21 protein-coding genes are annotated in these 24297 nt (G+C 33.2%); 10 read left to right on the top strand and 11 right to left on the bottom strand.

Translation table 11 applies throughout. The features are described 5' to 3' along the window. Positions 1–233: 233 nt before the first annotated feature. Entirely contained in the window at positions 234–674 is a 441-nt protein-coding gene (locus MW871_RS01985) for a retropepsin-like aspartic protease (protein WP_248427370.1), read from the top strand. A 61-nt stretch (positions 675–735) separates the two neighbouring features. Here the strand turns inward: MW871_RS01985 and odhB are convergent, their stop codons facing one another. Beyond that, positions 736–1965 (bottom strand): 2-oxoglutarate dehydrogenase complex dihydrolipoyllysine-residue succinyltransferase, encoded by a 1230-nt coding sequence (gene odhB, locus MW871_RS01980; protein ID WP_188049449.1) that lies wholly within the window; start codon positions 1963–1965, stop codon positions 736–738. A 160-nt stretch (positions 1966–2125) separates the two neighbouring features. Then, positions 2126–4900: a 2-oxoglutarate dehydrogenase E1 component gene (locus MW871_RS01975; protein ID WP_248427369.1), complete on the bottom strand. Its 2775-nt coding sequence runs from the start codon at positions 4898–4900 to the stop codon at positions 2126–2128. 118 nt (positions 4901–5018) lie between these two features. On the opposite strand from MW871_RS01975, the gene MW871_RS01970 reads away from it, so the two are divergent. Then, entirely contained in the window at positions 5019–5561 is a 543-nt protein-coding gene (locus MW871_RS01970; protein ID WP_210645421.1) for a hypothetical protein, read from the top strand. 56 nt (positions 5562–5617) lie between these two features. On the opposite strand, the gene MW871_RS01965 is transcribed toward MW871_RS01970, so the two are convergent. Together MW871_RS01965 and MW871_RS01960 are read right to left on the bottom strand one after the other, a co-directional pair. Continuing rightward, positions 5618–5971 (bottom strand): hypothetical protein, encoded by a 354-nt coding sequence (locus MW871_RS01965; protein ID WP_210645419.1) that lies wholly within the window; start codon positions 5969–5971, stop codon positions 5618–5620. Between the two features lie 88 nt (positions 5972–6059). Then, a complete protein-coding gene (locus MW871_RS01960) occupies positions 6060–7034 on the bottom strand; it encodes a polyprenyl synthetase family protein (protein ID WP_248427368.1) in 975 nt (324 codons plus the stop codon). Positions 7035–7299: 265 nt separating this feature from the next. Here MW871_RS01960 and MW871_RS01955 point away from each other — a divergent pair, with 265 nt between their 5' ends. From MW871_RS01955 to MW871_RS01925, 7 genes are all read left to right on the top strand, one after another. Then, the gene (locus MW871_RS01955; RefSeq protein ID WP_188049444.1) at positions 7300–7821 is read left to right on the top strand and encodes a YceI family protein; all 522 of its coding nucleotides are present in this window, start codon (positions 7300–7302) and stop codon (positions 7819–7821) included. Between the two features lie 132 nt (positions 7822–7953). After that, on the top strand, positions 7954–8550 hold the full coding sequence (locus MW871_RS01950; RefSeq protein ID WP_188049443.1) for a TetR/AcrR family transcriptional regulator: 597 nt from the start codon (positions 7954–7956) through the stop codon (positions 8548–8550). Further along, positions 8550–9914, top strand: coding sequence for a TolC family protein (locus tag MW871_RS01945; protein ID WP_188049442.1), 1365 nt, complete (start codon positions 8550–8552; stop codon positions 9912–9914). The genes MW871_RS01950 and MW871_RS01945 overlap by 1 nt, the downstream gene beginning before the upstream one ends. A 4-nt stretch (positions 9915–9918) precedes the next feature. Then, the gene (locus MW871_RS01940) at positions 9919–10986 is read left to right on the top strand and encodes an efflux RND transporter periplasmic adaptor subunit (RefSeq protein ID WP_188049441.1); all 1068 of its coding nucleotides are present in this window, start codon (positions 9919–9921) and stop codon (positions 10984–10986) included. 45 nt (positions 10987–11031) lie between these two features. Further along, on the top strand, positions 11032–14208 hold the full coding sequence (locus tag MW871_RS01935; RefSeq protein ID WP_210645413.1) for an efflux RND transporter permease subunit: 3177 nt from the start codon (positions 11032–11034) through the stop codon (positions 14206–14208). Between the two features lie 172 nt (positions 14209–14380). Beyond that, the gene (locus MW871_RS01930) at positions 14381–14578 is read left to right on the top strand and encodes a hypothetical protein (RefSeq protein WP_188049439.1); all 198 of its coding nucleotides are present in this window, start codon (positions 14381–14383) and stop codon (positions 14576–14578) included. Continuing rightward, on the top strand, positions 14566–14889 hold the full coding sequence (locus MW871_RS01925; RefSeq protein WP_188049438.1) for a hypothetical protein: 324 nt from the start codon (positions 14566–14568) through the stop codon (positions 14887–14889). The genes MW871_RS01930 and MW871_RS01925 overlap by 13 nt, the downstream gene beginning before the upstream one ends. A gap of 96 nt (positions 14890–14985) precedes the next feature. On the opposite strand, the gene MW871_RS01920 is transcribed toward MW871_RS01925, so the two are convergent. Both MW871_RS01920 and MW871_RS01915 read right to left on the bottom strand, forming a co-directional pair. Next, positions 14986–15426 (bottom strand): LexA family protein, encoded by a 441-nt coding sequence (locus tag MW871_RS01920; protein ID WP_248427367.1) that lies wholly within the window; start codon positions 15424–15426, stop codon positions 14986–14988. Then, entirely contained in the window at positions 15417–16691 is a 1275-nt protein-coding gene (locus MW871_RS01915) for a Y-family DNA polymerase (protein WP_210645411.1), read from the bottom strand. The genes MW871_RS01920 and MW871_RS01915 overlap by 10 nt, the downstream gene beginning before the upstream one ends. A gap of 403 nt (positions 16692–17094) precedes the next feature. Between MW871_RS01915 and MW871_RS01910 the strand changes: the two genes are divergently transcribed. Further along, positions 17095–17685 carry a hypothetical protein gene (locus MW871_RS01910; protein ID WP_248427366.1) on the top strand — a complete coding sequence of 197 codons (591 nt, stop codon included), beginning with the start codon at positions 17095–17097 and terminating at the stop codon, positions 17683–17685. A 92-nt stretch (positions 17686–17777) separates the two neighbouring features. Here MW871_RS01910 and MW871_RS01905 read toward each other — a convergent pair whose 3' ends face one another. The 5 genes from MW871_RS01905 to MW871_RS01885 form a co-directional block, all read right to left on the bottom strand. Further along, complete coding sequence (locus MW871_RS01905; protein ID WP_210645408.1) at positions 17778–18494, bottom strand: DsbA family oxidoreductase; 717 nt, start codon at positions 18492–18494, stop codon at positions 17778–17780. A gap of 250 nt (positions 18495–18744) precedes the next feature. Continuing rightward, entirely contained in the window at positions 18745–19344 is a 600-nt protein-coding gene (locus MW871_RS01900) for a lipoprotein signal peptidase (protein ID WP_188049433.1), read from the bottom strand. A 113-nt stretch (positions 19345–19457) separates the two neighbouring features. Continuing rightward, positions 19458–19838: a TraR/DksA family transcriptional regulator gene (locus MW871_RS01895; protein ID WP_188049432.1), complete on the bottom strand. Its 381-nt coding sequence runs from the start codon at positions 19836–19838 to the stop codon at positions 19458–19460. A 7-nt stretch (positions 19839–19845) separates the two neighbouring features. Continuing rightward, positions 19846–23304, bottom strand: coding sequence for an isoleucine--tRNA ligase (ileS, locus tag MW871_RS01890; protein ID WP_248427365.1), 3459 nt, complete (start codon positions 23302–23304; stop codon positions 19846–19848). Between the two features lie 319 nt (positions 23305–23623). Further along, positions 23624–24148: a hypothetical protein gene (locus tag MW871_RS01885; RefSeq protein ID WP_248427364.1), complete on the bottom strand. Its 525-nt coding sequence runs from the start codon at positions 24146–24148 to the stop codon at positions 23624–23626. Between the last annotated feature and the right edge of the window lie 149 nt (positions 24149–24297).

The raw sequence follows: 24297 nt of genomic DNA, 5'->3' as shown, positions 1-24297 counted from the left end.
AAAAATCTTGTAGGTCTATTTTAAAAGAAATACCTACAAGGTCGGAAAAAGACTTTGCACGAAAAAATATATTAGTGAATAATGTGAATTTAAGGTAAAAAACAAAACTTAGTAATCAACCGATTAAATCTATGAATTTTAGAAACCTCATAAGTTTTGACATGAAATTCAACTTTTGATTGGCCTAAAACCTTTAGTGAATTCATACCCATAGAAAAATAATAATACCACAAATGAAAAACCTACACAATATCCTCAAAAAGGAAAACTATAAAAAAGTTAAATTTAAGATTACCAAAACCCAACATCTTTTGATAAAAGCTAAAATAAATGGTGTTTTAGGCAATTTTATCTTAGACACCGGAGCCTCTAATAGTTGCATCGGATTTGAAAGTGTAGATTTCTTCATATTGGAAGCTAAAAAATCAAAAACAAAAGCTGCTGGTGCTGGAGCAACAGGAATGTTTACCCAAATGGCCACAGGAAACCATTTGCAATTAGGCCATTGGAAAGATACTTCTTTTGATCTCGTCATATTTGACTTGTCACATGTTAATGAAGCACTTATGCAGTATAAAGCAAAACCAGTTCATGGCATTATTGGCGCTGATATTCTGATGAAAGGAAAAGCAATTGTAGATTACTACAACCATTATTTGTATTTGTTGAAATAAAAAAAATCCCATTTAACAATTTTTGTCAAATGGGATTTTAAAATTATAAAAAAAACAATTACTACAATTCGAATGCTTTTTTAGGATTGTTATCCAATAACAATTCCATTGGGTTTTCTAGAGCTTCTTTTACTGCTACTAAGAAACCAACTGACTCACGACCGTCAATAATTCTGTGGTCATAAGAAAGTGCTACGTACATCATTGGGTGAATTTCTACTTTACCATTTACAGCAATAGGACGCTCGATAATGTTGTGCATTCCAAGAATTCCTGATTGTGGAGGATTGATAATTGGAGTAGATAACATAGAACCAAATACACCACCATTAGTGATTGTAAACGTTCCACCTGTCATATCATCAACAGTAATTTGTCCGTCACGTGCTTTAATCGCTAATCTTTTGATATCAGCTTCTACACCACGGAAAGTCAAATTCTCAGCGTTGCGAACAACAGGAACCATTAATCCTTTTGGTCCTGAAACCGCAATAGAAATATCGCAAAAATCGAAAGCAATCTTATGATCGCCATCCATCATTGAGTTTACGTCTGGATATAATTGTAAGGCTCTAGTAACTGCTTTTGTAAAGAAAGACATGTATCCTAGACCAACACCATTATGTTTTGCCTTGAAGGCATCTTTATATTCATTACGAATCAAGTTGATTGGCGTCATGTTTACTTCGTTGAAAGTAGTTAACATAGCCGTTTCGTTTTTAGCAGCCACTAATCTTTCGGCTACTTTACGACGCAACATTGATAATTTAGTTCTTTCTGAACCACGAGATCCACCAGTAGGAGTTCCCATTGATGGTACTGCATTTACAGCATCATCTTTAGTAATTCTTCCGTCTTTACCAGTTCCTGTTATAGAAGCTGGAGCTATATTTTTCTCGTCTAATATTTTTCTTGCAGCTGGAGATGGAGTTCCAGAAGCATAAGTTGTAGTGGCTGCTGGAGCTGCTTTTGGCGCTTCTGCTTTCACTTCTGCTTTTGGTGTTTCTACCGCTTTTGCAACTTCAGCTGCTGGTGCATCACCTGATGGTTTTGCAGCTGCTGTATCGATGTGACATACTACTGCTCCTACTGCAACAGCATCACCTTCTTCTGCTTTTAACGTAATAATTCCGCTAGCTTCTGCTGGCAATTCTAGTGTTGCTTTGTCTGAATCAACCTCAGCAATTGCTTGGTCTTTCTCAACATAGTCTCCGTCTTTTACTAACCAAGTTGCAATTTCAACTTCTTTGATTGATTCCCCTGGTGATGGGACTTTCATTTCTAAAATCATGTTCTATTATTTTAAATTATGAATTTTAATTTTATGTAACTGTTGTAAAACAACGTGTATTTACTCTTTATACTTTTTTAGCCCTGATAGTAGCGGCATCCTTTTTCTTTTTCCTTAAAAAGAAAAAGATACAGCGGATAGCAGGAAACAGCTCCTTATATTATCTAAATAAATCTTTATCAAATACCATTTGAATGGCATCTGCATGACGACGTTTTGCACGGGTATAACTTCCTGAAGCAGGAGCAGCATACGCTTTTAATGAAGCTAATCTCCATTTTACAAGGTCGAAATTCATTAACATAAAGCTATAAGCTCCCATATTTTTAGGCTCCTCTTGTGCCCAAACGTAATCATCAGCATTTGGATAACGTGCAATAATCTCTTTTAATTGCTCTAATGGTAGTGGGAACAATTGTTCGATTCTTACAACAGCCACATCTTTGCGTCCGTTATTTTCTCTTTCAGCGGTGATGTCATAGTAAAATTTACCGGTACAGAAAACTAATGTTTTCACGTCCGCTTTATTTACGGTTTCGTCATCAAAAGTTTCTTGGAACGATCCGTTAGTAAAATCTTCTATTGGAGAGACACATCTTGGATCACGCAACAAACTCTTTGGTGTAAAGACAACAAGTGGTTTACGGAAAGTTGTTTTCATTTGTCTTCTTAACAAGTGAAAGAAGTTGGCTGGCGTAGTACAATCTGCTACATACATATTGTGTCTAGCACAAAGTTGCAAGTATCTTTCCATTCTTGCTGAAGAGTGCTCTGCTCCTTGCCCTTCGTATCCGTGAGGCAATAATAAAACAATTCCGTTTTGGTTGTTCCATTTATCTTCTCCACAAGAAATATATTGGTCAATCATAATTTGGGCTCCGTTAGAGAAATCTCCAAATTGTGCTTCCCAAATTGTTAATGTATTTGGATTCGTTAATGCATAACCATAATCAAAACCTAATACTCCGTATTCTGACAATAAGGAATTAAAGACATTGAATTTTCCTTTTTTACCTTCTAGATTATTGATAAGAATTACTTCTTCTTCAGAATCTTCAACTTTTACAACAGCATGGCGGTGAGAAAAAGTTCCTCTTTCTACATCTTGTCCAGAAATACGAACGTCGTATCCTTCCTGTAACAATGATCCGTAAGCTAAGTGTTCTGCCATTCCCCAGTCTAATTTATTGGTGTCAAAAAACATTGTTTTTCGATCGTTAATTAGTTTCTGGATTTTGTTTATGAATTTTTTATCTGTTGGCAAATTACAAACTGCATTGGCAACAGTTGTAAGTCCTTCTTTAGTAAATGAAGTATCTACTTTTTGAAGCATTTCTACATTAGAAACTCTTGTAAAACCTTCCCATTCATTTTGCATAAATGGAGTGATAATCGTTAAATCTTTCTTACGTGATTCTTCAAGATTCACTTCAAGATTAGATTTATATTCTACCTCTAATCCTTTTACAAAAGTAGAATCAATTACTCCTTCTGCTAATAATTTATCTGCATAAATATCTCTTGGATTTTCATGCTTAGCAATTAATTTATAAAGTACGGGTTGGGTAAAACGAGGTTCATCACCTTCATTGTGTCCGTATTTTCTGTATCCTAATAAATCGATAAATACGTCGCTACCAAATTGCATTCTGTAATCTAATGCAAAAGACATGGCGTGTACAACCGCTTCTGCATCATCTGCATTAACGTGTAGCACTGGCGAAAGGGTAACTTTGGCCACATCCGTACAATATTTAGACGATCTAGCGTCTAAATAATTAGTAGTAAAACCCACTTGATTATTAATTACAATATGTATTGTTCCTCCAGTTTTATATCCATCTAACTGTGCCATTTGCACAATTTCGTATAAAATTCCTTGTCCAGCAATTGCAGCATCACCGTGAACGGCAATAGGCAATACTTTAGAAAAGTCATTAGGGAAATATTTATCTTGTTTTGCTCTAGTAATACCCTCAATAACAGCCCCTACAGTTTCTAGATGTGAAGGATTTGGCGCTAGATTAATGTTTATAGTTTTTCCAGATTTAGTTACTTTTTCAGCAGTTAATCCTAAGTGGTATTTTACATCACCATCAAAATACTCTTGATCGTAATCTTTACCATCAAATTCTCCAAAAATATCTTGAGTAGATTTTCCGAAGATATTTGCTAACACATTTAAACGACCACGGTGTGCCATTCCCATAACAAATTTCTCAACTCCTTTTTCAGCTGCTTTTTCAATCAAAGCATCTAGTGCAGGAATGATAGATTCTCCACCTTCCAAAGAAAAACGTTTTTGTCCTACATATTTAGTATGCAAGAAGTTTTCAAAAGAAACCGCTTCATTTAATTTGTAAAGAATAGATTTTTTTTCTTCGCTAGAAAATTTAGGTTGGTTATCATTAACGCCTATTTTCTTTTGAATCCATGACACCACTTCTGGATTACGAATATACATATACTCGACACCAATGTGCTGACAATAAATAGAGTCTAAATGATTTATAATTTCCTGAAGAGTACAAGGGGAAATATTAATCGCTTTAGCGGCATCAAAAACAGTGTTTAAATCTGTTGATGAAAGTCCAAAATTAGCAATATCAAGTGTTGGCGATGCTGAACGTCTCTCTCTTACGGGATTTGTTTTAGTAAACAAATGTCCACGAGAACGATAGCCATCAATTAATTTTAATACATTAAATTCTTTTTGAAGTTTATCAGAAACCAAACTGCAATCGGTATTGCTTGCGGCAAAATTTGCAATCTGCTCTACTTTGTTTTCGTCATTATAAGTTGTCATTCCAAAGTCAAAACCTTGAAAAAAACTTCTCCAACTAGGCTCAACGCTATCTGGATTTTCTAAATATTGATCGTATAATTGAGCGAAAAATTCGGTGTGTGCTGCGTTTAAAAATGAAAACCTATCCATAATATTGAGTGAATATACTTTATTGTTAAAATAGTTTGGCAAAAGTACAATAATACAATAAGTTTATACTTTTTTTTAAGATACTTTTACATTGAATGTTGTTAAAAATTTAAAACTCATGAAAAAGAGATACATTTTAGAGAATTCCAAGTCTTTATTAGTGCTATTAGTGCTGTTTTTTTCCAGTTGTGTTTTTGCACAACAAAATAATACAACTCCAATAATGGAAAATCAGTTTTGGAAAAACGTTCAATTTGGTGGTGGTTTAGGCTTAGGTTTTGGATCTGGTTACACCGATATTTCTGTAGCGCCAAGTGCAATTTATAACTTTAATGAATATGTTGCTTTAGGTATTGGTGCTCAATACAAATACTTAAAACAAAAAGATTACTATGCTTCTCATTTGTATGGCGGGAGTTTGATTGCCTTACTAAATCCTATTAGGGAAATTCAGCTATCGGCTGAATTAGAACAACTAAGAGTCAACGTAAATCTAGAGGGTTCCAATAGCAACTCTTTGGATTATTGGAATACTGGTTTATTTGTTGGTGCGGGTTACCGCTCTGGAAGTGCAACAATTGGTGCACGCTACAACGTTTTGAATGATAAAAACGGGATTTACGGCAGTGCCTTTATGCCTTTTGTGAGGGTTTATTTTTAATAGCATCTTACCGATTAGTAAAAACAAAGGAAAATAGACCATTAAAGGTTTATGCTTTAACGGTATTTATTTCTAAACCATACTTTTTGCCATTCTCTTTTTAAAATTAAAAAAGCAACTTGCTCCGCTAAAACTACTAAATCAGATCCGTCTAGTTTTTTTATTTCTTCTTCAGAAACATCAATTATATAAAGTAAATTAAGGTATTCAGCAAACTTATATTGAATAAGTCGATACACTTTTTCATGCAATTGAATTTTCAACTCACTAGGCGTAATATTCAAAGGAAAATCTATCGCTTCGTTCGCCAGATTAAAATCTTTATTAAGTTGTTCGACTAACTTAAGATATAAAGTTTCTTTTTCTGCTTCTGATAATAAGGAATCCGTATTGATTGGAGCTATATACATGTAATTTTTGATTTAAGATCGCAGTTTTTAGTTTTTTGATTTACAAAATTCACAATCCTAATTAAAATTGATTTTGCTGTTGTTTTATTTACACTTTTCTTCCCATTAAATTTTCACCAAACGCTTTTAACATCTCTTTTTTGTCAGCACTAATGTTCATTTTATCCAAGGTTTGAAAAGCTTTAAAAGTAAAATCGTGAATTGCATCTTGAGTGGACTGAGAAACTCCAGAAGTATTAAAAAGCGCTTTTACAACAGCTATTTTATCTGAGCTATCTTCGGGATGAATAGAAAACAAACGACTTAATTCGGCAGCATCTTCTTCATTTGAAAAAGCCATTGCTTTGAGATACAAATAGGTTTTTTTATTTTCTATAATATCGCCACCTACTTGTTTACCAAAGGTTTCTGGATTACCAAACGCATCTAAATAATCATCTTGCAATTGAAAAGCCAAACCTAAATTTAAACCAAAATCATATATTAAATTGGCATTTTCTTCTGAGGTTTCTGCTATAATAGCCCCCATTTTCATAGCAGCAGCAACAAGAACAGCTGTTTTGTATTGAATCATTTTTAGATATTCCGGAATGGTAACATCATTACGACTTTCAAAATCAACGTCCCATTGTTGTCCCTCACAAACTTCCAATGCTGTTTTACTGAACAATTTTGCTAAATCTCTAAAAACAACTGGTTCATATTGCTCAAAATACTGATACGCTAATATTAGCATTGCATCACCAGATAAAATCCCAGTATTCAAATCCCATTTCTCATGTACTGTTTCCTGACCTCTTCGCAAAGGTGCATCATCCATGATGTCATCATGAACTAAGGAAAAGTTATGAAAAACTTCTACTGCTAGAGCCGCAGGAAGTGCTTTTTTATAATCAGTATCAAATACTTCGGCAGCCATTAAGGTAAGCACTGGTCGGATTCTTTTTCCACCAAGGTCTAAAATATAATGTATGGGTTCGTATAAATTTTTAGGTTCTTTAGATTCGTACTGAGATTGTAAATAATCAGAAAGAAATTCTTGATACTGATAAATAGTATGCATTATTTTTTTGTTTAAAGTTTACAGTATAAAAAAATCAGCAAATGCTACTTCATTTTTACTCTATTTACCGCAAAGAAACTCAAAAAACTTCAAACTTGAAACTTTAAAATTTTGCAAATGTTAAAAAAAATAAAAATACACAGGAAACTTGTTGGGTATTCAAAGTTTCCGTTTTACATTTGCACGAAAATTAACAATTGACCGACTTGCGATTTACTTAAATGAAAGAGTGATCAATTATATGCTAAAATATAATAATGAAATTATGAAAACGAAATGGACAATTGATTCCAGCCAATCTGATGTTTTAATCAAAATGAGACACTCAATAATAGCTTACTTAGCAGGTAATATTAACAAATTTAACGGTCATATCGACATTGATAATAATGAGATAGAAGATGCTTCTCTTGAATTTTCGTTAGATGTTAATAATAAAGACACGAAATTGGAGCAGATTGACACTCACTTGAAAATGAATGATTTGTTTGATGTCAATGAATATCCTATTATTAGTTTTAAATCGACTTCATTTGAAAAAATAAATAAGAATATTAATTTTTTAAAAGGCAACTTAACTATAAAAAACATTACTCGAACAGTAGAACTTGATGCTGAATTTATGGGAATTAATGCCTACAATGGCGACGAAAAAGCAGCATTTGAAATAACAGGAAAAATAAACCGAAAAGATTTTGGTCTTACCTTCAATTCTTTCAACCAAACTGGCGGAATAGCTTTAGGTCAAGATATTAAGCTTATTGCAAATCTTGAATTTACAGTTTAAACTAGCAGACGATCAAATGTTAAATAATTGTAAATTTTACGGAAACTATTTTAGTTTTCAAAGTTTCCTTCTTACATTTGCCAAAGATTTTAACTCAATTAAAAAATACTGAAATTATTTCAGCATCTAAAAATGAAAGAAAAAATTATATCTAAAGCTAGCGAAATGTTTTTAAAATTAGGTTTTAAAAGCGTTACCATGGATGATATTGCAGGCGAAATGTGTATTTCTAAAAAAACAATTTATAAATATTTTTGCAACAAAGAAATACTCATCGCCGAAAGTACCGAAACAGTACACAAACAAATTCATGAGATCATTGACACCATTATTTCAAAAAATTACAATGCAATCGAGGAGAATTTTGAAATTAGAAAAATGTTTAAGGAGATGTTTCAATCCTCAGACAATTCTCCTATTTATCAATTAAAAAAACATTATCCAGAAGTATACACAACAGTAATGGATCGTGAAATTAGAGAATGTAACACTACTTTTGAAAAAAATATAATAAAAGGAATTCAACAAGGGTTGTATAGAGAAAGCATTAATATCAAAAACTACATTCAATTTTACTACCATCTTGTTTTTACTATTAGAGAAAACATAAGCTCTGAAAAAGAAAGTCAGAAAATCGAATTAGAAATTTTAGAATACCATACAAGAGCAATGGCAACCGCTGCCGGATTAATCGAATTAGAAAATCAATTACTAAACTATACTATATAATGAAGAGAATAATTTTAATAACCATACTAACTTTTGCAATTTCAGCTCAGTCTCAAACTGTGACTCCTGCTGAAACTGGTCTTGTAAAGACGCTAACGTTAAAGGAAGCGATTCACTACGCTTTAGAAAATAAAGCGGAAGCTAAAAAATCTAAACTTCAGGTAGAAAACAGCGAATACCAAATTCAGGAAGTACGTTCTAGAGCGCTACCTCAAATATCCGCAAACGGAAGTTTGACTTACAATCCTGTGATTCAAACTACTGTAATTGATGGTGCTGGATTTGGACAACCAGGAACCGTTATACAAGCCGCTTTTGGACAAAAATGGAGTTCGACTGCAGGAGTTTCATTAACACAAGCCATCTTTGATCAATCTGTTTTTACAGGTTTGAAGGCAGCAAAATCGACTAGAGAATTTTATCAAATTAATAATCAATTGACAGAGGAACAAGTAATTGAGCGCGTTGCAAACAATTATTATCAAGTATATGTGCAGCGTCAAAAATTAATTGTTATCGATAGTACTTTTAAAAACACTACTAAAGTAAAAGACATTATAAAAGGACAATTTGATAATGGTTTAGCTAAGAAAATTGATTTAGACCGAATTTTAGTAAAAATATCAAACATCAATACGATGCGTCAGCAAGTATTGAATGCAGTACAAATTCAGGAAAACGCATTGAAATTTTACATGGGTATGCCTATAGAAACTCAAATTGAGATTCCACAAACTGCTTTTGAAGTAAGTCCACAATCACTATCTGAAGTTCCTAACACAGCCAATAGAACAGAGTATTTACTTTTGAAAAAACAAGAAGAGCTTTTAAACTTTCAGAAAAAATCTATCGAAGCGGCTTACTATCCAACATTATCTTTGAGTGCAGGCTATAATTATATTGGTCAAGGACCTAAAATGCCAATTGGTGCTAAACCATCTGATGGCGTATATTGGTCTGATTTCTCGTCTATTGGTTTGAATCTTAGAGTTCCTATCTTTACAGGATTTAGTACTCGTGCCAAAGTAAGACAAGCTGATGTAGAACTAAAATCGGTTAAAGTAGGTCTTGATGATACAAAACTTGCGCTAGATTTGGCTTTTGCTAATGCTAAAACGCAAATTGATAATAGCTTAATCACGATTACCAATCAAAAAGACAATGCACAATTAGCGAAAGAAGTTTTAGACAACACTAGAAATAACTATTTACAAGGTCTTGCCTCGCTAACTGATTTACTAGATGCAGAAAATTCATTAACAGAAGCACAGAACAATTATACCTCAGCAATATTAGATTACAAGCTGGCAGAAATTCAATTAATCAAATCAAAAGGAGAATTAAAATCATTATTAAATAACTAGTAACATGAAAAAAATTATAATAACCGTACTAATAATTGCAGTATCACTAGGAGCAATCGCATTAGTTTTGACCAATAACAAGAAAGAAAACGAAGCTAAAATTGCTGTTGTTGCAGAGAAAAACACAACAGTATCGGTTAGAACTGCTACCGTAAAAACGGAAGAAGTTTCATTAGATTTTACATCAAATGGAAATTTTGAACCTGTACAAGAATTAAAATTTTCTGCTGAGAAATCAGGTAAAATTACAAATGTTCTTGTAAAAGAAGGAGATTATGTTTCTGTAGGACAAACGCTTGCCATTGTTAGAAGCGACGCTATAAATGTAAGTGCTCAAAATGCAAATGCAGTATATCAAAATGCAGCTTCAGATTACAGCCGATTTGAGAATGCTTTCAAAACAGGCGGTGTTACTAAACAACAATTAGACCAAGCTAAACTAGCGATGGTAAATGCTAAATCTCAATTGACTCAAGCTAACATTAACGTTGGTGATACCCGAATTAAAGCACCAATAAGTGGTTATATTAATGCTAAATATATAGAAATAGGATCAATTGTAACAGGAATGCCTGCTACTCAATTATTTGATATTGTAAATGTTTCTAAATTAAAACTAAAAGTAAATGTAAGCGAAAGCCAAGTAGCAAGTTTAAAAGTAGGAAGCGCCACTAATGTAAAAGCAAGCGTTTATCCTGATAAAACATTTTCAGGTAAAATTACTTTTATTGCAGCAAAAGCAGACGAGAGTTTAAACTTCCCAGTTGAAATTGAAATTACCAATAATGCTTCTGCTGACTTAAAAGCAGGTATGTATGGAACTGCAGAGTTTTCATCAAGCAGACAAAAACAATCTTTAAAAATTGTTCCAAGAAATGCCTTTGTAGGAAGTGTAAGTAGCAACCAGATTTTTGTTATCGAAAACGGAACTGCAAAATTAAAAACAGTTACTGCTGGTAGAATTCTTGGTGATCAAGTCGAAATTCTAGAAGGATTAAATGATGGTGAAACTGTAATTATCACAGGTCAAATTAACCTTCAGGACGGAACAAAAGTGGAAGTTATAAAATAAGCTATTGGCTTTGAGCTATTAGTTAGCTACATAAAAAATATAAATATGAAATTAGCAGAAATATCCATAAAACGTCCGTCGCTGATCATTGTATTATTTACAATTTTGACACTTGGTGGGCTTTACAGTTATAGTAATTTAGGTTACGAATTGATTCCGAAATTTGAAACTAACGTAATTTCGATAGCAACCATTTATCCGGGTGCTTCGCCAAATGAGGTAGAAAATTCCGTGACTAAGAAAATAGAGGATGCAATCGCTTCATTAGAAAATATTAAAAAAATAGATTCTAAATCGTACGAAAGCTTATCTACGGTTGCCATTACATTGACTTCTACAGCCGATGTTAACATATCGATGAACGACGCACAACGTAAAATAAATGCCATTATTAGTGATTTACCAGACGATGCTGAAACACCCTCTTTAAGTAAATTCTCTTTGAGTGATTTACCTATTATGACTTTAGGTGCTTATGCAAAAATGGATGAAGTTGCCTTTTACGATTTGATTGATAAAAAATTAGTTCCGGTTCTTTCTCGTGTTCAAGGTGTTGCTCAAGTAAACATCATTGGTGGTCAAGAAAGAGAAATTCAAGTTAATCTTGATGCGGCTAAAATGCAAGCTTACGGACTTTCTATTCCGCAAGTACAACAAAATATTTTATCTTCTAACTTGGATTTCCCAACAGGAAACATTCAAACGCGTGAACAAAAAATATTAATTCGTTTGGCAGGGAAATACAAAAGTGTAGACGAATTAAGAAACCTAATTGTATCGTCTAAAAACGGAATTCAAATCCGTCTGAAAGACATTGCTGATGTACAAGATACTCAGAAAATTACAGAGAAAATAGCTCGTGTAAACCAAAAAAGTGCAATTGTTTTACAAATCATCAAACAATCGGATGCGAATGCGGTTGCAGTAAGTGAAGAAGTAATCAAAACCATTGCTAAACTAGAAAACGATTATAAAACGAGTAGTTTAAAACTACAAGTAGCAAAAGACAGTTCTGTTTTTACGTTAATGGCTGCTGATGCCGTTGTACACGATTTACTTATAGCAGTGCTTCTAGTAGCTTTAGTAATGTTGTTTTTCTTGCATAGTATTAGAAACTCGTTAATCGTAATGGTTACGATTCCAGCTTCGTTAATTGCTACTTTTATCGGTATTTACTTGATGGGGTATACCTTAAACTTAATGAGTTTATTAGGACTATCGCTCGTGGTTGGGATTCTGGTCGATGATGCCATTGTGGTACTTGAAAATATCTACAGGCACATGGAAATGGGCAAGAACAAAGTTCGTGCTGCGTATGATGGAACAGCTGAAATTGGTGGAACCGTGGTATCTATTACTTTAGTAATTGTGGTGGTATTCTTGCCTATCGCAATGAGTACGGGATTAGTTTCGAACATTATTACACAATTTTGTGTTACTGTAATTATATCTACTTTATTATCATTACTTGCTTCGTTTACCATCATTCCTTGGTTGTCGTCTCGATATGGTAAATTAGAACATATTCAAGGGAAAAATCTTTTTGGACGTATTATTCTTGGTTTCGAAAGTTATTTAACTCGTTTTACCAACTGGATTTCTGGATTGTTAACGTGGTGTTTAGATCATTATATTAAAACAATCTTAGTGGTTCTAGTAATTTTCTTTACTTCGACCGTAGGATTATTAGGTGGTGGTTTTATTGGTGGTGAGTTCTTTGCAGCATCAGATAGTGGTGAGTTTTTAGTTCAAATTGAAATGCCAAAAGACGCCTCATTAGAACAAACCAATTTCATGACTCAAAAAGCAGAAGAGTTTTTGAGCAAGGAAGAATATGTATTCAGTCAAATTGCAACTGTAGGTCAAACTAGTGGTGGACTTGGAGCTGCTCAAGCTACCGCTTACAAATCTGAGATCAACGTTAAAATGGTTGATTTAGACAAACGTAGCGAAGCTGCAAATGTGTATGCAGCCAAAACAAAACGTAAACTAGAGAAAATACTAGTTGGTGCCAAAGTTAAAACGGTTCCAGTAGGTATTTTAGGAACGGCAGAAGATGCTACTATTGGTCTGATCGTGACAGGTCCTGATGTAGAGAGCGCTATGAAATTTGCAAAAGCAGCCGAAAAAGAATTACGTACTATTCCGGGTGCTACAGAAATCGAATTATCTGTAGAAGATGGAAATCCTGAAGTAAACGTAAAAGTAGACCGTGATAAAATGGCTGCGCTAGGGTTAAGTTTACAAAGCGTAGGTATGACGATGCAAACTGCTTTTAGCGGAAATACCGATGGAAGATATAGAGCAGGTGAATACGAATATGATATTAACATCAAGTACAATGCTTTCGACAGAAAAAGTATTGCAGATGTAAGTAATTTAATTTTCATAAATGACCAAGGTCAGCAAATTAAGTTAAGTCAATTTGCCTCTGTAAACGAAGGTTCAGGCCCAAGTCAATTAGAGCGAAGAGACAAATCAGCTTCTGTAACCGTAAAATCTCAAAATGTTGGGGTACCATCAGGAACTATTGTATCGCAATGGGAGCAAAAAATTGAAAAATTGAACAAACCAACAGGTGTAAACTACATTTGGGGTGGACAAAAAGAAAACGAAACCGAAGGTTTTGGAACACTTGGAGTCGCTTTATTAGCTGCAATTATATTAGTTTACCTAGTTATGGTATCGTTATATGATAGTTTTGTGCATCCATTCGTAGTATTATTTGCAATTCCACTTTCGTTTATTGGAGCAATGTTAGCTTTGGCTTTGACCAATAATACATTGAATATCTTTACTATTTTAGGTATCATCATGCTAATTGGTCTGGTTTGTAAAAATGCGATTATGCTTGTCGATTATACCAACCAAAGACGTAAGGCTGGCGAGACAATCAGAACGGCATTAATCCAAGCGAATCATGCGAGGTTACGTCCTATTTTGATGACTACTATTGCAATGGTTTTTGGAATGGTGCCAATTGCCTTAGCTTCTGGAGCTGGAGCAGAATGGAAAAATGGATTAGCTTGGGTAATTATTGGTGGATTAATCTCCTCATTATTCCTAACACTTATCATTGTGCCTGTAATTTATGAAATCATGGAGAAAATTATTGCCAAGTTCTCTAAAGATGAAAAAGTAGATTATGAAGCTGAAATGATTGCTGATTATGACCATCAAGAATTAAGTGAAGATGGATTTAATCCGAAACATACGGTGTAAATTTCTTCTTATAAAAATAAAAACGACCTGTTCATCAGTTTGAGCAGGTCGTTTTGTTTATAATTGATTTTCGCAGCATATTATCTTGCGTCTTTTACAATCACTAAGCATAAATTGAAATTCCTTTTTAAAGTACAAAAATTTGTATATTTGTATACTAAATTGAATAAAGATGAGTGTTATTTCACAAAAATCGGAATTAATAAAATGGATTTCTAGCATAGAAGACCCTTTCATTTTGGAGCAAATAAATCAGTTCAAAAAACAAAAGCAAGTTCAATTTGAAAATGAATTGAAAACGGCAATTTCAGGTGAAGAATTAAAAAAACGTACTACGCATTTTTTAAAATCGCTAGATTGGAAAAAATAAGTATTTACTACAAATCAGAAGTTTCAGACTACATCAATGATTTGATTTATGCTGTTTACAAGGAAAAATATTTTAGTTATTTAGAGAATGCAATCGACTACAAAGATAAAATAATTGATTTTATCGAAAATAATATTGCTCAATTTCCGTACAAGAATACTCCTCTAGAGTTAAATCATTTAGGTTCTAAATACTTGTTTTATAAAAGTAATAACCGAACAACTTGGTTTGTGTTTTTTGAAAACCACAATAATGATTATTTAGTAACTTACATTACGAACAATCACTCACCAACTGCTGGAAAATTATAATTTTGTTAGAGCAGAGGAACTTATTATCTTTTTTAAGTTTACTATTAACAAATCCCTCGGTAGCGTTACAGTATACAAGCTACTTCTTCTTAAAATTTAAACTTTCTTAATCACATACGTGACGATTCCCCAGATAATTAATTGATTTTCTTCAGTCACTTTTATTGGAGAATAATTGGGGTTTTCAGGCATTAAGTACAAACAATCTTTTTCTAATTGAATGCGTTTTACGGTAAATTCACCATCGATAAAACAAATCGCAATTTTATTATTTTGAGGTTCTAAACTTCGATCTACAACCAGAACATCTTTGTCATTGATTCCCGCATCGATCATAGAATTCCCTTTGACTTTGATGTAAAAAGTAGCTATTGGATTTTCACTTAACTCCTTATTCAAGTCAATATTCGTTTCCATAAAATCAGCAGCGGGCGAGGGAAATCCTGCCGAAACTCCTTCGTTTATATAAGGAATTCTTAGCTCACTTTCAAAATCAGGTTTGAAAAAAGATATTTTTTGATTTTTATTTATTGACATTTTATTTCGAGAATATCTTTAAAATTAGTAGTGTATTTTGGTGATAAATGGTTCTGATTCATATTCCAAGTCAAACTCAAATTCTGAGTAGCCATTTTTACTTTTTTAGTTCCAATTTTTGTATTCAAACGATCCATTGCTTTCATTAAAGCTAAATGTTTTGGATTTTCCTCATCAAAAAGCTGAAATTGTTTTTGATTCTCATCAATTAATTCGGTCACAATTACGCCTGCTTTTTTAAATTTAAGATGCTCATTTCCTTGGTGTAATTTCTTTAATAACTCGATTGCAGCATTCGAAATCGTCAAGGTTGAACTGGTAGCAAAAGGTAATGTAATGGCACTATTAAAATAATATTTCGCCGTTTCGACCGTGTGCTTATCAATTACGAGCAAAACAATAATGGTATAGCAACAGGAATTTTGTTTACGTAATTTCTCTGCACAAACAGAGGCAAAAGTAGCAACCCGTTCGCGTAATAAATCAAAATCAGTAATTTGTTTGGGAAAACTTCGAGTGGTAGCAATACTTTTCTTTTGGTCCACTACAGGCTCTAAATCCAGAACTGATCTGCCTTCTAATTCGCATTTTAAACGCAATCCAATGACACCCATTTCCTTTTTAATCCAAGCTTCATGTTGGGGTTGAATAAAATCTAAGGCAGTAACAATATTTCTAATTCTTGCTTTTTTTTGGGTCCGATACCCAACGCCCCAAACATCTTCAATCTTTGTCCATTTTAGCGCTTTAATGCGTTTTTCTTCGCTATCAATCACATAAACACCTTGTGTTCTTTCTTGAAATTTTTTGGCAATTTTATTGGCTACTTTAGACAACGCTTTAGTAGGTGCAAAACCAATACAAACGGGAATTCCGGTCCATTTTTGAACTCGATTCTTCATTTGAATACCGTAATTGTGGTAATCGGAAACCTCCAAGCCATCAAAATTCATAAAGGCTTCATCGATACTATAGATCTCCAGATTTGGTGTAAACTGTTCCAAAATTTTCATCACTCTATTACTCAAATCACCATAAAGCGCATAATTTGATGAGAATAATTTGACGTTTTTTTCTTTGACTAATTCCTTAATTTGAAAGGCTGGCGCACCCATCTTAATCCCTGCTGCTTTTGCCTCGTTACTTCTAGATATTACACAACCGTCATTATTTGACAATATGGCGACAGGTTTTCCTGCGAACTGTGGCTGAAAAACCCGTTCACAAGAAGCATAAAAGTTATTACAATCGACTAAAGCATACATGGTGCAAAATTAGCCAATATGCATTGATGCAGGTTGCTTACTAAAGTTAATTTTAGAGGATTGTTGATAAGTAGTTTGGCAATAGAAAGCTAATTCAAATCTAAAACTGATGCTATTATAAAACTTTTTTTCTGTTTAGAACTAAAACAAAACTTGAAAAAAAATTACGGTTTATTAAAAAAAACATAAAAATTCCTTTTTTAAAATAATTTTAGGTGTTTAAAAAACAACTTAACATGCTGTTTTTATGAATTTTAAAAATTAAAAAACAAACTAAATATTATAGTGAAAGATTTACACTTTCAATTTCTGGCATGCTACTTGAATATCCCTAATCAAATAAGTTAAAAAAAGCGAAAGCCGAAAAGCTCAAGAGTAGGCAACAATCCAAAATATATGTATCATGAAAAAAATTACTTTATTAGTAGCTAGTATCTTTCTTTTTGGAGGTAGTATAGCTAACGCAGCAGAAAAAATCGCTTTTTCTGTAGAAAAAAAATCTCTAGTAGATTATAGAAAATTAGAACCAATTGTATTCACAGAAAGAGGCATTGAGTTTTATTTGTTTCCTGACGGACAATTAGATTTTAATACACGTCCAACAACTGGTCGAGATATGCATTACAAATCCAATAGCAGAGGTGACGTAAATAGAACCTATGTAGCATCTAACCCATATAAAAACAAAAATTATGGTGTAAAAGTAGAATACGATAAAAAAGGTAGAATAAAACGTGTTGGAGATGTGTCGGTTAATTATGATTCAAGTGATCGTGTAAAAAGAGTAGGATCAGTGAACATGACTTACAACCGTTATTCATTAGAACAAGTAGGTGGTTTAAAAATATTCTACAACAACCGTGGTCAAATTGTTAGCACTAAAGGTATGGTGAATGGTACAAAAGCCTACGCTTATAACAATAGTAATGATGATTACTACAGAAAAAACAATTCAAGAGAAGAGAAACTAAATGTAACGGTCATTAAAAGATAAAATAATTTTGAATTAGTAATTAAAATTATCAAAAAAATCCCGCTGGTATTCGTACCAACGGGATTTTTGCATTACTATAAGACAGTTAAATTTTAGTCACAACCATCAATCCCACAAGAATCACCTTCTGTTGTATTCAGTAAAGTCACTTTAGAATCAAATTTTCCTTCTTGCCATACTTTTTGTAAAGTTTCTAAAAACGCAGTTGCCGGTTGCGCTCCTGAAACTGCATATTTATTATCAAAAACAAAGAAAGGCACCCCTTGCACCCCAATTGAATTTGCGTTTTCAATGTCTTTCTTAACAGCTGCACCATAAGCATCAGAAAGTAATACTTCATCAATTGCATCCGCATTTAAGCCGACTGAAATGCCCAATTGTTTTAAAATGCTTTTGTCATTTATATTTTTACCCTCGGTCAAATAGGCTTTGAACAAAAGTTCTTCTAAATCATTTGCTAAATTATGTTTTTTAGCCAAATGCAATAATCGATGTGCATCAAAAGAGTTAGCCAAAATTGCTTTTTCGAAATGAAAATCTAATCCTGCATTTTTAGCGTTTTGCGTCATATTATCTAGCATTCCTTGAGCCCAAGCTGTATCTTTTCCATATTTATGTGCTAGATGTTCTACCATATTATCGTTAGGAGAAGCTACAAAGCTGGCGTCTAACTGATAGCTTTTCCATTCAATGTCAACATTATCTTTATGCTCAAAAAGGCTCAATGCTTCTTCAATTCTTCTTTTTCCGATATAACAAAACGGACACATGATATCCGACCAAATTTGTACTTTTAGGGTGTTTTCCATAATTACTTTTTTTTGACAAAATTCACAATAATTCTGTTGCACAAAATTAAGGAATTCCTACTGTAGCTAATTGTATTTTAGCTTTATATTAGCAAATGCTATCGAGTTGGCAATAGAAACACAGCAGTAGTAAGTTTACCAATGATACACGTATTTAAAAATAAAAAGCAAGCCCTCTAGATTTAACTCAAGAAGGCTTGCTTTTTATAGTGTACTATAACCAATCTAAATCTTTAAAAAAGGATTGATTTTATAATTGATTATGAAATGCTTTTTTATTAAAAACAATTAATATTCCGACTCCTGTAGAAATTGCCATATCGGCAACATTGAAGATGGCATTGAAAAAAGTAAAATCATTTCCGCCCCAAAATGGGAGCCAAACTGGTAATTTTCCGTGCCATATAGGAAAATAAAGCATGTCAACTACTTTTCCATGAAACCATGTTCCATAGGGTTGATCTGAAAATAACTTTGCTACTTCATAATGACTATCATTAAAAATAACTCCGTAAAAAACAGAATCAATAATATTTCCAAAAGCTCCTACTAAAATTAAGGAAATGGCAACAATTAAATAATTTGAGGACTTATTTCTTACGGAATCCCATAGCCAATATCCTATTCCTCCAACGGCTGCAATTCTAAAAAGAGTTAGAAACAATTTTCCGTATTGTCCAGGAATTTGAACTCCCCAAGCCATTCCTTCATTTTCTATAAATAAAATCTTGAACCAGTTGAACACCTGAACTTCTTCTCCTAAAATAAAATTAGTTTTAATGTAAATTTTGGAAACTTGATCAACAAGCAAAAGAATAAAAATAAGGAGATACGCTTTTCGTAATGACATTTTATAAAATTTAATGGGCAAAAGTAGGTAAATTCTAAAAACTAAATTCCAAATCCCAATAATTTTATAAGTAAATTATGGAATTTGGAATCTAATACTAAACTATAAATTTCTTATCGTTGCAAATTTTTTGCTTCAATACTCATTGTTGCGTGAGGGACGATTCTTAATCTATCTTTCCCGATTAATTTTCCAGTCACTTTACAAACGCCGTATGTTTTATTTTCTACACGGAAAAGTGCATTTTTTAAATCGCGTATGAACTTTTCCTGACGGATTGCTAATTGTGAATTTGCTTCTTTTGACATTGTTTCGCTTCCTTCTTCAAAAGCTTTAAATGTAGGCGAAGTATCATCAGTCCCATTATTCAAGTCATTCATATAAGCGCTTTTGATTAAATCTAAATCTACTTGTGCTTTTTGAATCTTGCCTTGGATTATTTCTTTGAACTCTGCTAAATCTGTATCAGAGTACCTTGCCGTTTCGTCTACCATTTTCGTATTATTTTGAAATTAATATCATTGTTTTTATTTCGTCAAATTCAATTTCCGTACCGTTTTCTATTTCATCCACAAAAACCAACTCGCTCGTTAATGTTTCGGATTTAATATAATCTTCATTTTTAAGAATGGCAGTTTCTAAAATTCCATCTCTTTTTAATTGTACTTTAATCTTGTCTGTAACTTCAAATCCAGAATCTTTACGGATGTTCTGAATTCTATTTACTAACTCTCTTGCAATTCCTTCTTGTTTCAACTCTTCAGAAATTGTAATATCAAGCGCAACCGTTATTCCGTTTGAGTTTGCTACCAACCAACCCTCAATATCTTGAGAGGTTATTTCTACATCTTCTAGGGTTAAAAGTACATTATTTCCTGCAATAACAACCTCTAAGCTTCCTTTCTTATCTAATGTACTAATTTGCTCTTTTGAAAACCCTTGTATTTCCTTAGAAACCAAGCCCATCTCCTTACCAAAACGAGGTCCTAGTGTTTTAAAATTAGGTTTAATTTGCTTTACTAAAACACCCGAAGCATCATCTAAAAGTACGATTTCTTTCACGTTTACCTCTGCTTTTATCAAGTCAGAAATGGCTTCGATTTCAGCTCTTTGACTCTCGTCAAGTACCGGTATCATTACCTTTTGTAAGGGTTGGCGTACCTTAATCATTTCCTTTTTACGCAATGATAAAACTAGTGACGAAATTGTTTGTGCCTTCTGCATTTTGCTCTCTAACGACTTATCAACAAAGTTGTCAACGTATTTAGGAAATTCGGCCAAATGTACACTACTAAATTCCTCTGATTGTGTTGCCAAAGTTAAGTCTCTGTAAAGTTTGTCCATGAAGAATGGCGCAATAGGCGCTCCAAGCTTACTAATAGTTAGCAAACAGGTATATAAAGTTTGATAAGCTGCAATTTTATCTTGTGCATATTCTCCTTTCCAAAAACGACGACGACACAAACGAACGTACCAGTTACTCAAGTTTTCTTGTACAAAATCAGAAATAGCACGAGCTGCTTTAGTAGGTTCATAATCCGCATAAAAACCATCTACATCTTTTATCAATGTATTCAATTCTGAAATGATCCATTGATCGATTTCCGGTCTTTCGTTCAACGGAATTTCTGCTTCTTCGTATTTAAAACCATCAATATTAGCGTATAAACTAAAAAACGAATACGTGTTGTAAAGCGTTCCAAAGAATTTACGGCGAACCTCAGCAATTCCTTCTAGGTCAAATTTCAGGTTATCCCAAGGATTTGCATTCGAAATCATATACCAACGCGTTGCATCAGGACCATATTCTTTTAAAGTTTCAAAAGGATCGGCAGCATTTCCTAAACGTTTAGACATTTTTTGTCCGTTTTTGTCCAGAACCAAACCATTTGAAACTACGTTTTTATAGGCAACTTTATCAAAAACTAAAGTTCCAATAGCGTGCAAAGTATAAAACCAACCACGCGTTTGATCGACTCCTTCTGCAATAAAATCAGCTGGAAAATCTTTGTTTTGATCAATTTTATCTTTATTTTCAAAAGGATAATGCCATTGTGCATAAGGCATTGAACCCGAATCAAACCAAACATCGATCAAATCAGCTTCGCGCTTCATTGGTTTCCCAGAAGCAGAAACTAAGGTAATTTCATCTACTACATTTTTATGTAAATCAATCAAATCATAATTTGATTCGGCCATATTTCCAATTTCAAAACCTTTAAAAGGATTCTCTTTTTGGAAACCAGCAGCAATAGATTTTTCTATTTCGTTATATAATTCTTCAACCGAACCAATCAAAATTTCTTCTTGTTTGTCTTCAGATCTCCAAATTGGTAACGGAATTCCCCAATATCTAGAGCGAGATAAATTCCAGTCATTTGCATTTTTCAACCAGTTTCCAAACCTTCCTTCACCAGTCGCTTTCGGCTTCCAGTTGATGGTTTCGTTCAAGTCGAACATACGATCTCTAATTTCTGTGATTTTTATAAACCAAGAATCTAAAGGATAATATAAAATAGGTTTATCAGTTCTCCAACAATGAGGATAACTGTGAACATATTTTTCTACTTTAAAGGCTCTATTTTCCTCTTTTAATCGGATGGCAAGTTCCACATCTATAGATCGTTCTGGAGCTTCACCGTCGTTATAATATTCGTTTTTTACATACTTACCTGAATATTCACCTACATGAGAAGTGAATTTTCCTTGTAAGTCGACTAAAGGAACTGGAGTTCCATTTTCGTCTAAAACTAACATGGGTGGAATTTCAGGAGAAGCTTCTTTGGCTACTTTTGCATCATCTGCACCAAATGTTGGTGCCGTATGTACAATTCCTGTTCCGTCTTCGGTAGTTACAAAATCACCTGCAATTACTCTAAACGCATCTTCAGCATTTTGGTAAGGCAAAACAAATGGCAATAATTGCTCGTAACGAATATCAACCAAATCAGCACCTTTGCATTCTGCAAGCACCTGGTATGGAATTTTTTTATCTCCTTCTTTGAAATTTTCAAAATCAGCAGGTTCCGTACTTTCAAAGAAACCTTTACCAAATTGTTTTCCGACTAAATTTTTAGCTAAAATTACGGTTGAAGGACGAAATGTATATTGATTGAAGGTTTTAACTAAAACATAGTCAATTTTTGGCCCAACGGTCAAAGCGGTATTGGAAGGCAAAGTCCAAGGCGTTGTCGTCCAAGCCAAGATGAAAATCTCCTCTAAATCTAATGCATCTAATTTGTAATGCTGTAAATTTTTTGATGTAATATAATCGTAAAACTTAGCAAATACTACCTCTTTGTGCGCTTCAATCACTTTAAACTGAGCTACAACAGTTGTGTCGGTTACATCTCTATAACTTCCGGGTTGGTTTACTTCATGAGAAGACAATCCTGTTCCCGCTTTTGGCGAATAAGGTTGAATCGTGTAGCCTTTGTACATCAAATCCTTATTGTAGATTTGTTTCAAAATCCACCAAACGGTTTCCATGTATTTGGATTTATAAGTCACATACGGATCTTCCATATCCACCCAATATCCCATTTTCTCGGTCAAATCATTCCATACATCGGTATAACGCATTACGGTTTTTTTACACGCTTCGTTATATTCTTCGATAGAAATAGTCTTCCCAATATCTTCTTTCGTAATTCCTAATTCCTTCTCTGTACCTAATTCTACAGGCAAACCGTGAGTATCCCAACCTGCTTTACGCTTTACTTGAAACCCTTTTTGAGTTTTATACCGGCAAAAAATATCTTTAATAGCACGCGCCATTACGTGGTGAATTCCAGGTAATCCATTTGCCGAAGGTGGCCCTTCAAAAAACACGAATGGTTGGTTTCCTTCACGAGTGGTTACACTCTTCTCGAAAATGTTTTCTTTCTTCCAAAAATCTAAAACTTCTGACGCTACTGTAGGTAAGTCAAGTCCTTTGTATTCAGTAAATTTTGTGCTCATTTTATCCTTTTCTTTAATCGATGTGCGAAAGTAATAAATTAAAATCGAAAGTTGAAAGTCGCAGCTAGAAAGTTACGAGTTAACCAACAATCCAATCTCTTAAATCTCTTATTCAAGTTAAAAAAACACTTATTTATTATTTTCTAATTCAAAAAAAATACTGATTTTCCAATCCTTTTTATAATTCCAACAGCCTAATAGCTAAAAATAAAAAAGTCTTAATGGCAGTTTTACAATTAAGACTTCTTATTTAGTTATTTAAAACCTCCAGCGTAAACTTCCTTGATGAAAATCCTATTTGAAAAAGCAGAGTTTATTTCTACTTTTTCCCGAGTTTCTTAATAAAAAGTATCTCCATAAAAATCTTCAAATTCGTACAAATTTTATGTGGTATTTTACCCTTATTTACTATTGTAATTCTTCTATAATATTGATACACTTTTCTTTCGAATGAGTTTCTATTTCCGTCTTCAAATGTTGTTTTTTCTGATGAAACTAACTGAAAATTTTCTTTATCAATAAAAAAATGATATTCTGTTTTTGGAATTACTCTATTTTTAGCATTGACTATTTTTTCGGTATAACTCAAATGATAACAAAGTCTGCCATCCGAAGTTTCATCTGGTAACAATTCTAGTTTATTCCATAAATCAAATCGGAAAGAGGTTACTAAATGAATTAGATCTAGATTATTACTGATGTCCCAGTAATCTGAATTATTTAATTTTATCCATTTTTCTCCTACGTTTCGATTTTGGTAACTCCATGCCTCAGGACCATTTATTATTTCGTAATAATTGTCAGGCATTTTTTCCGAAGAAGATAATTCGTGAGTGTTGCCCATTTTTCTTCAGCTTTCAACTCGCTATCAACTAGATAAATTGTAGTTTTTGTCAATAGGTTATCCAAAAAAGGATATTGCGAATAAGCAATTGCTGGTATGTAAAATTTCTTTTTCTTATAATTAACTTTCTCTTGAGCCTGCATAAACGA

This window comes from Flavobacterium pygoscelis, assembly GCF_023162025.1.
Classification (GTDB): Bacteria; Bacteroidota; Bacteroidia; order Flavobacteriales; family Flavobacteriaceae; genus Flavobacterium; species Flavobacterium pygoscelis.
This window is presented reverse-complemented; position numbering and strand designations above follow the sequence as displayed.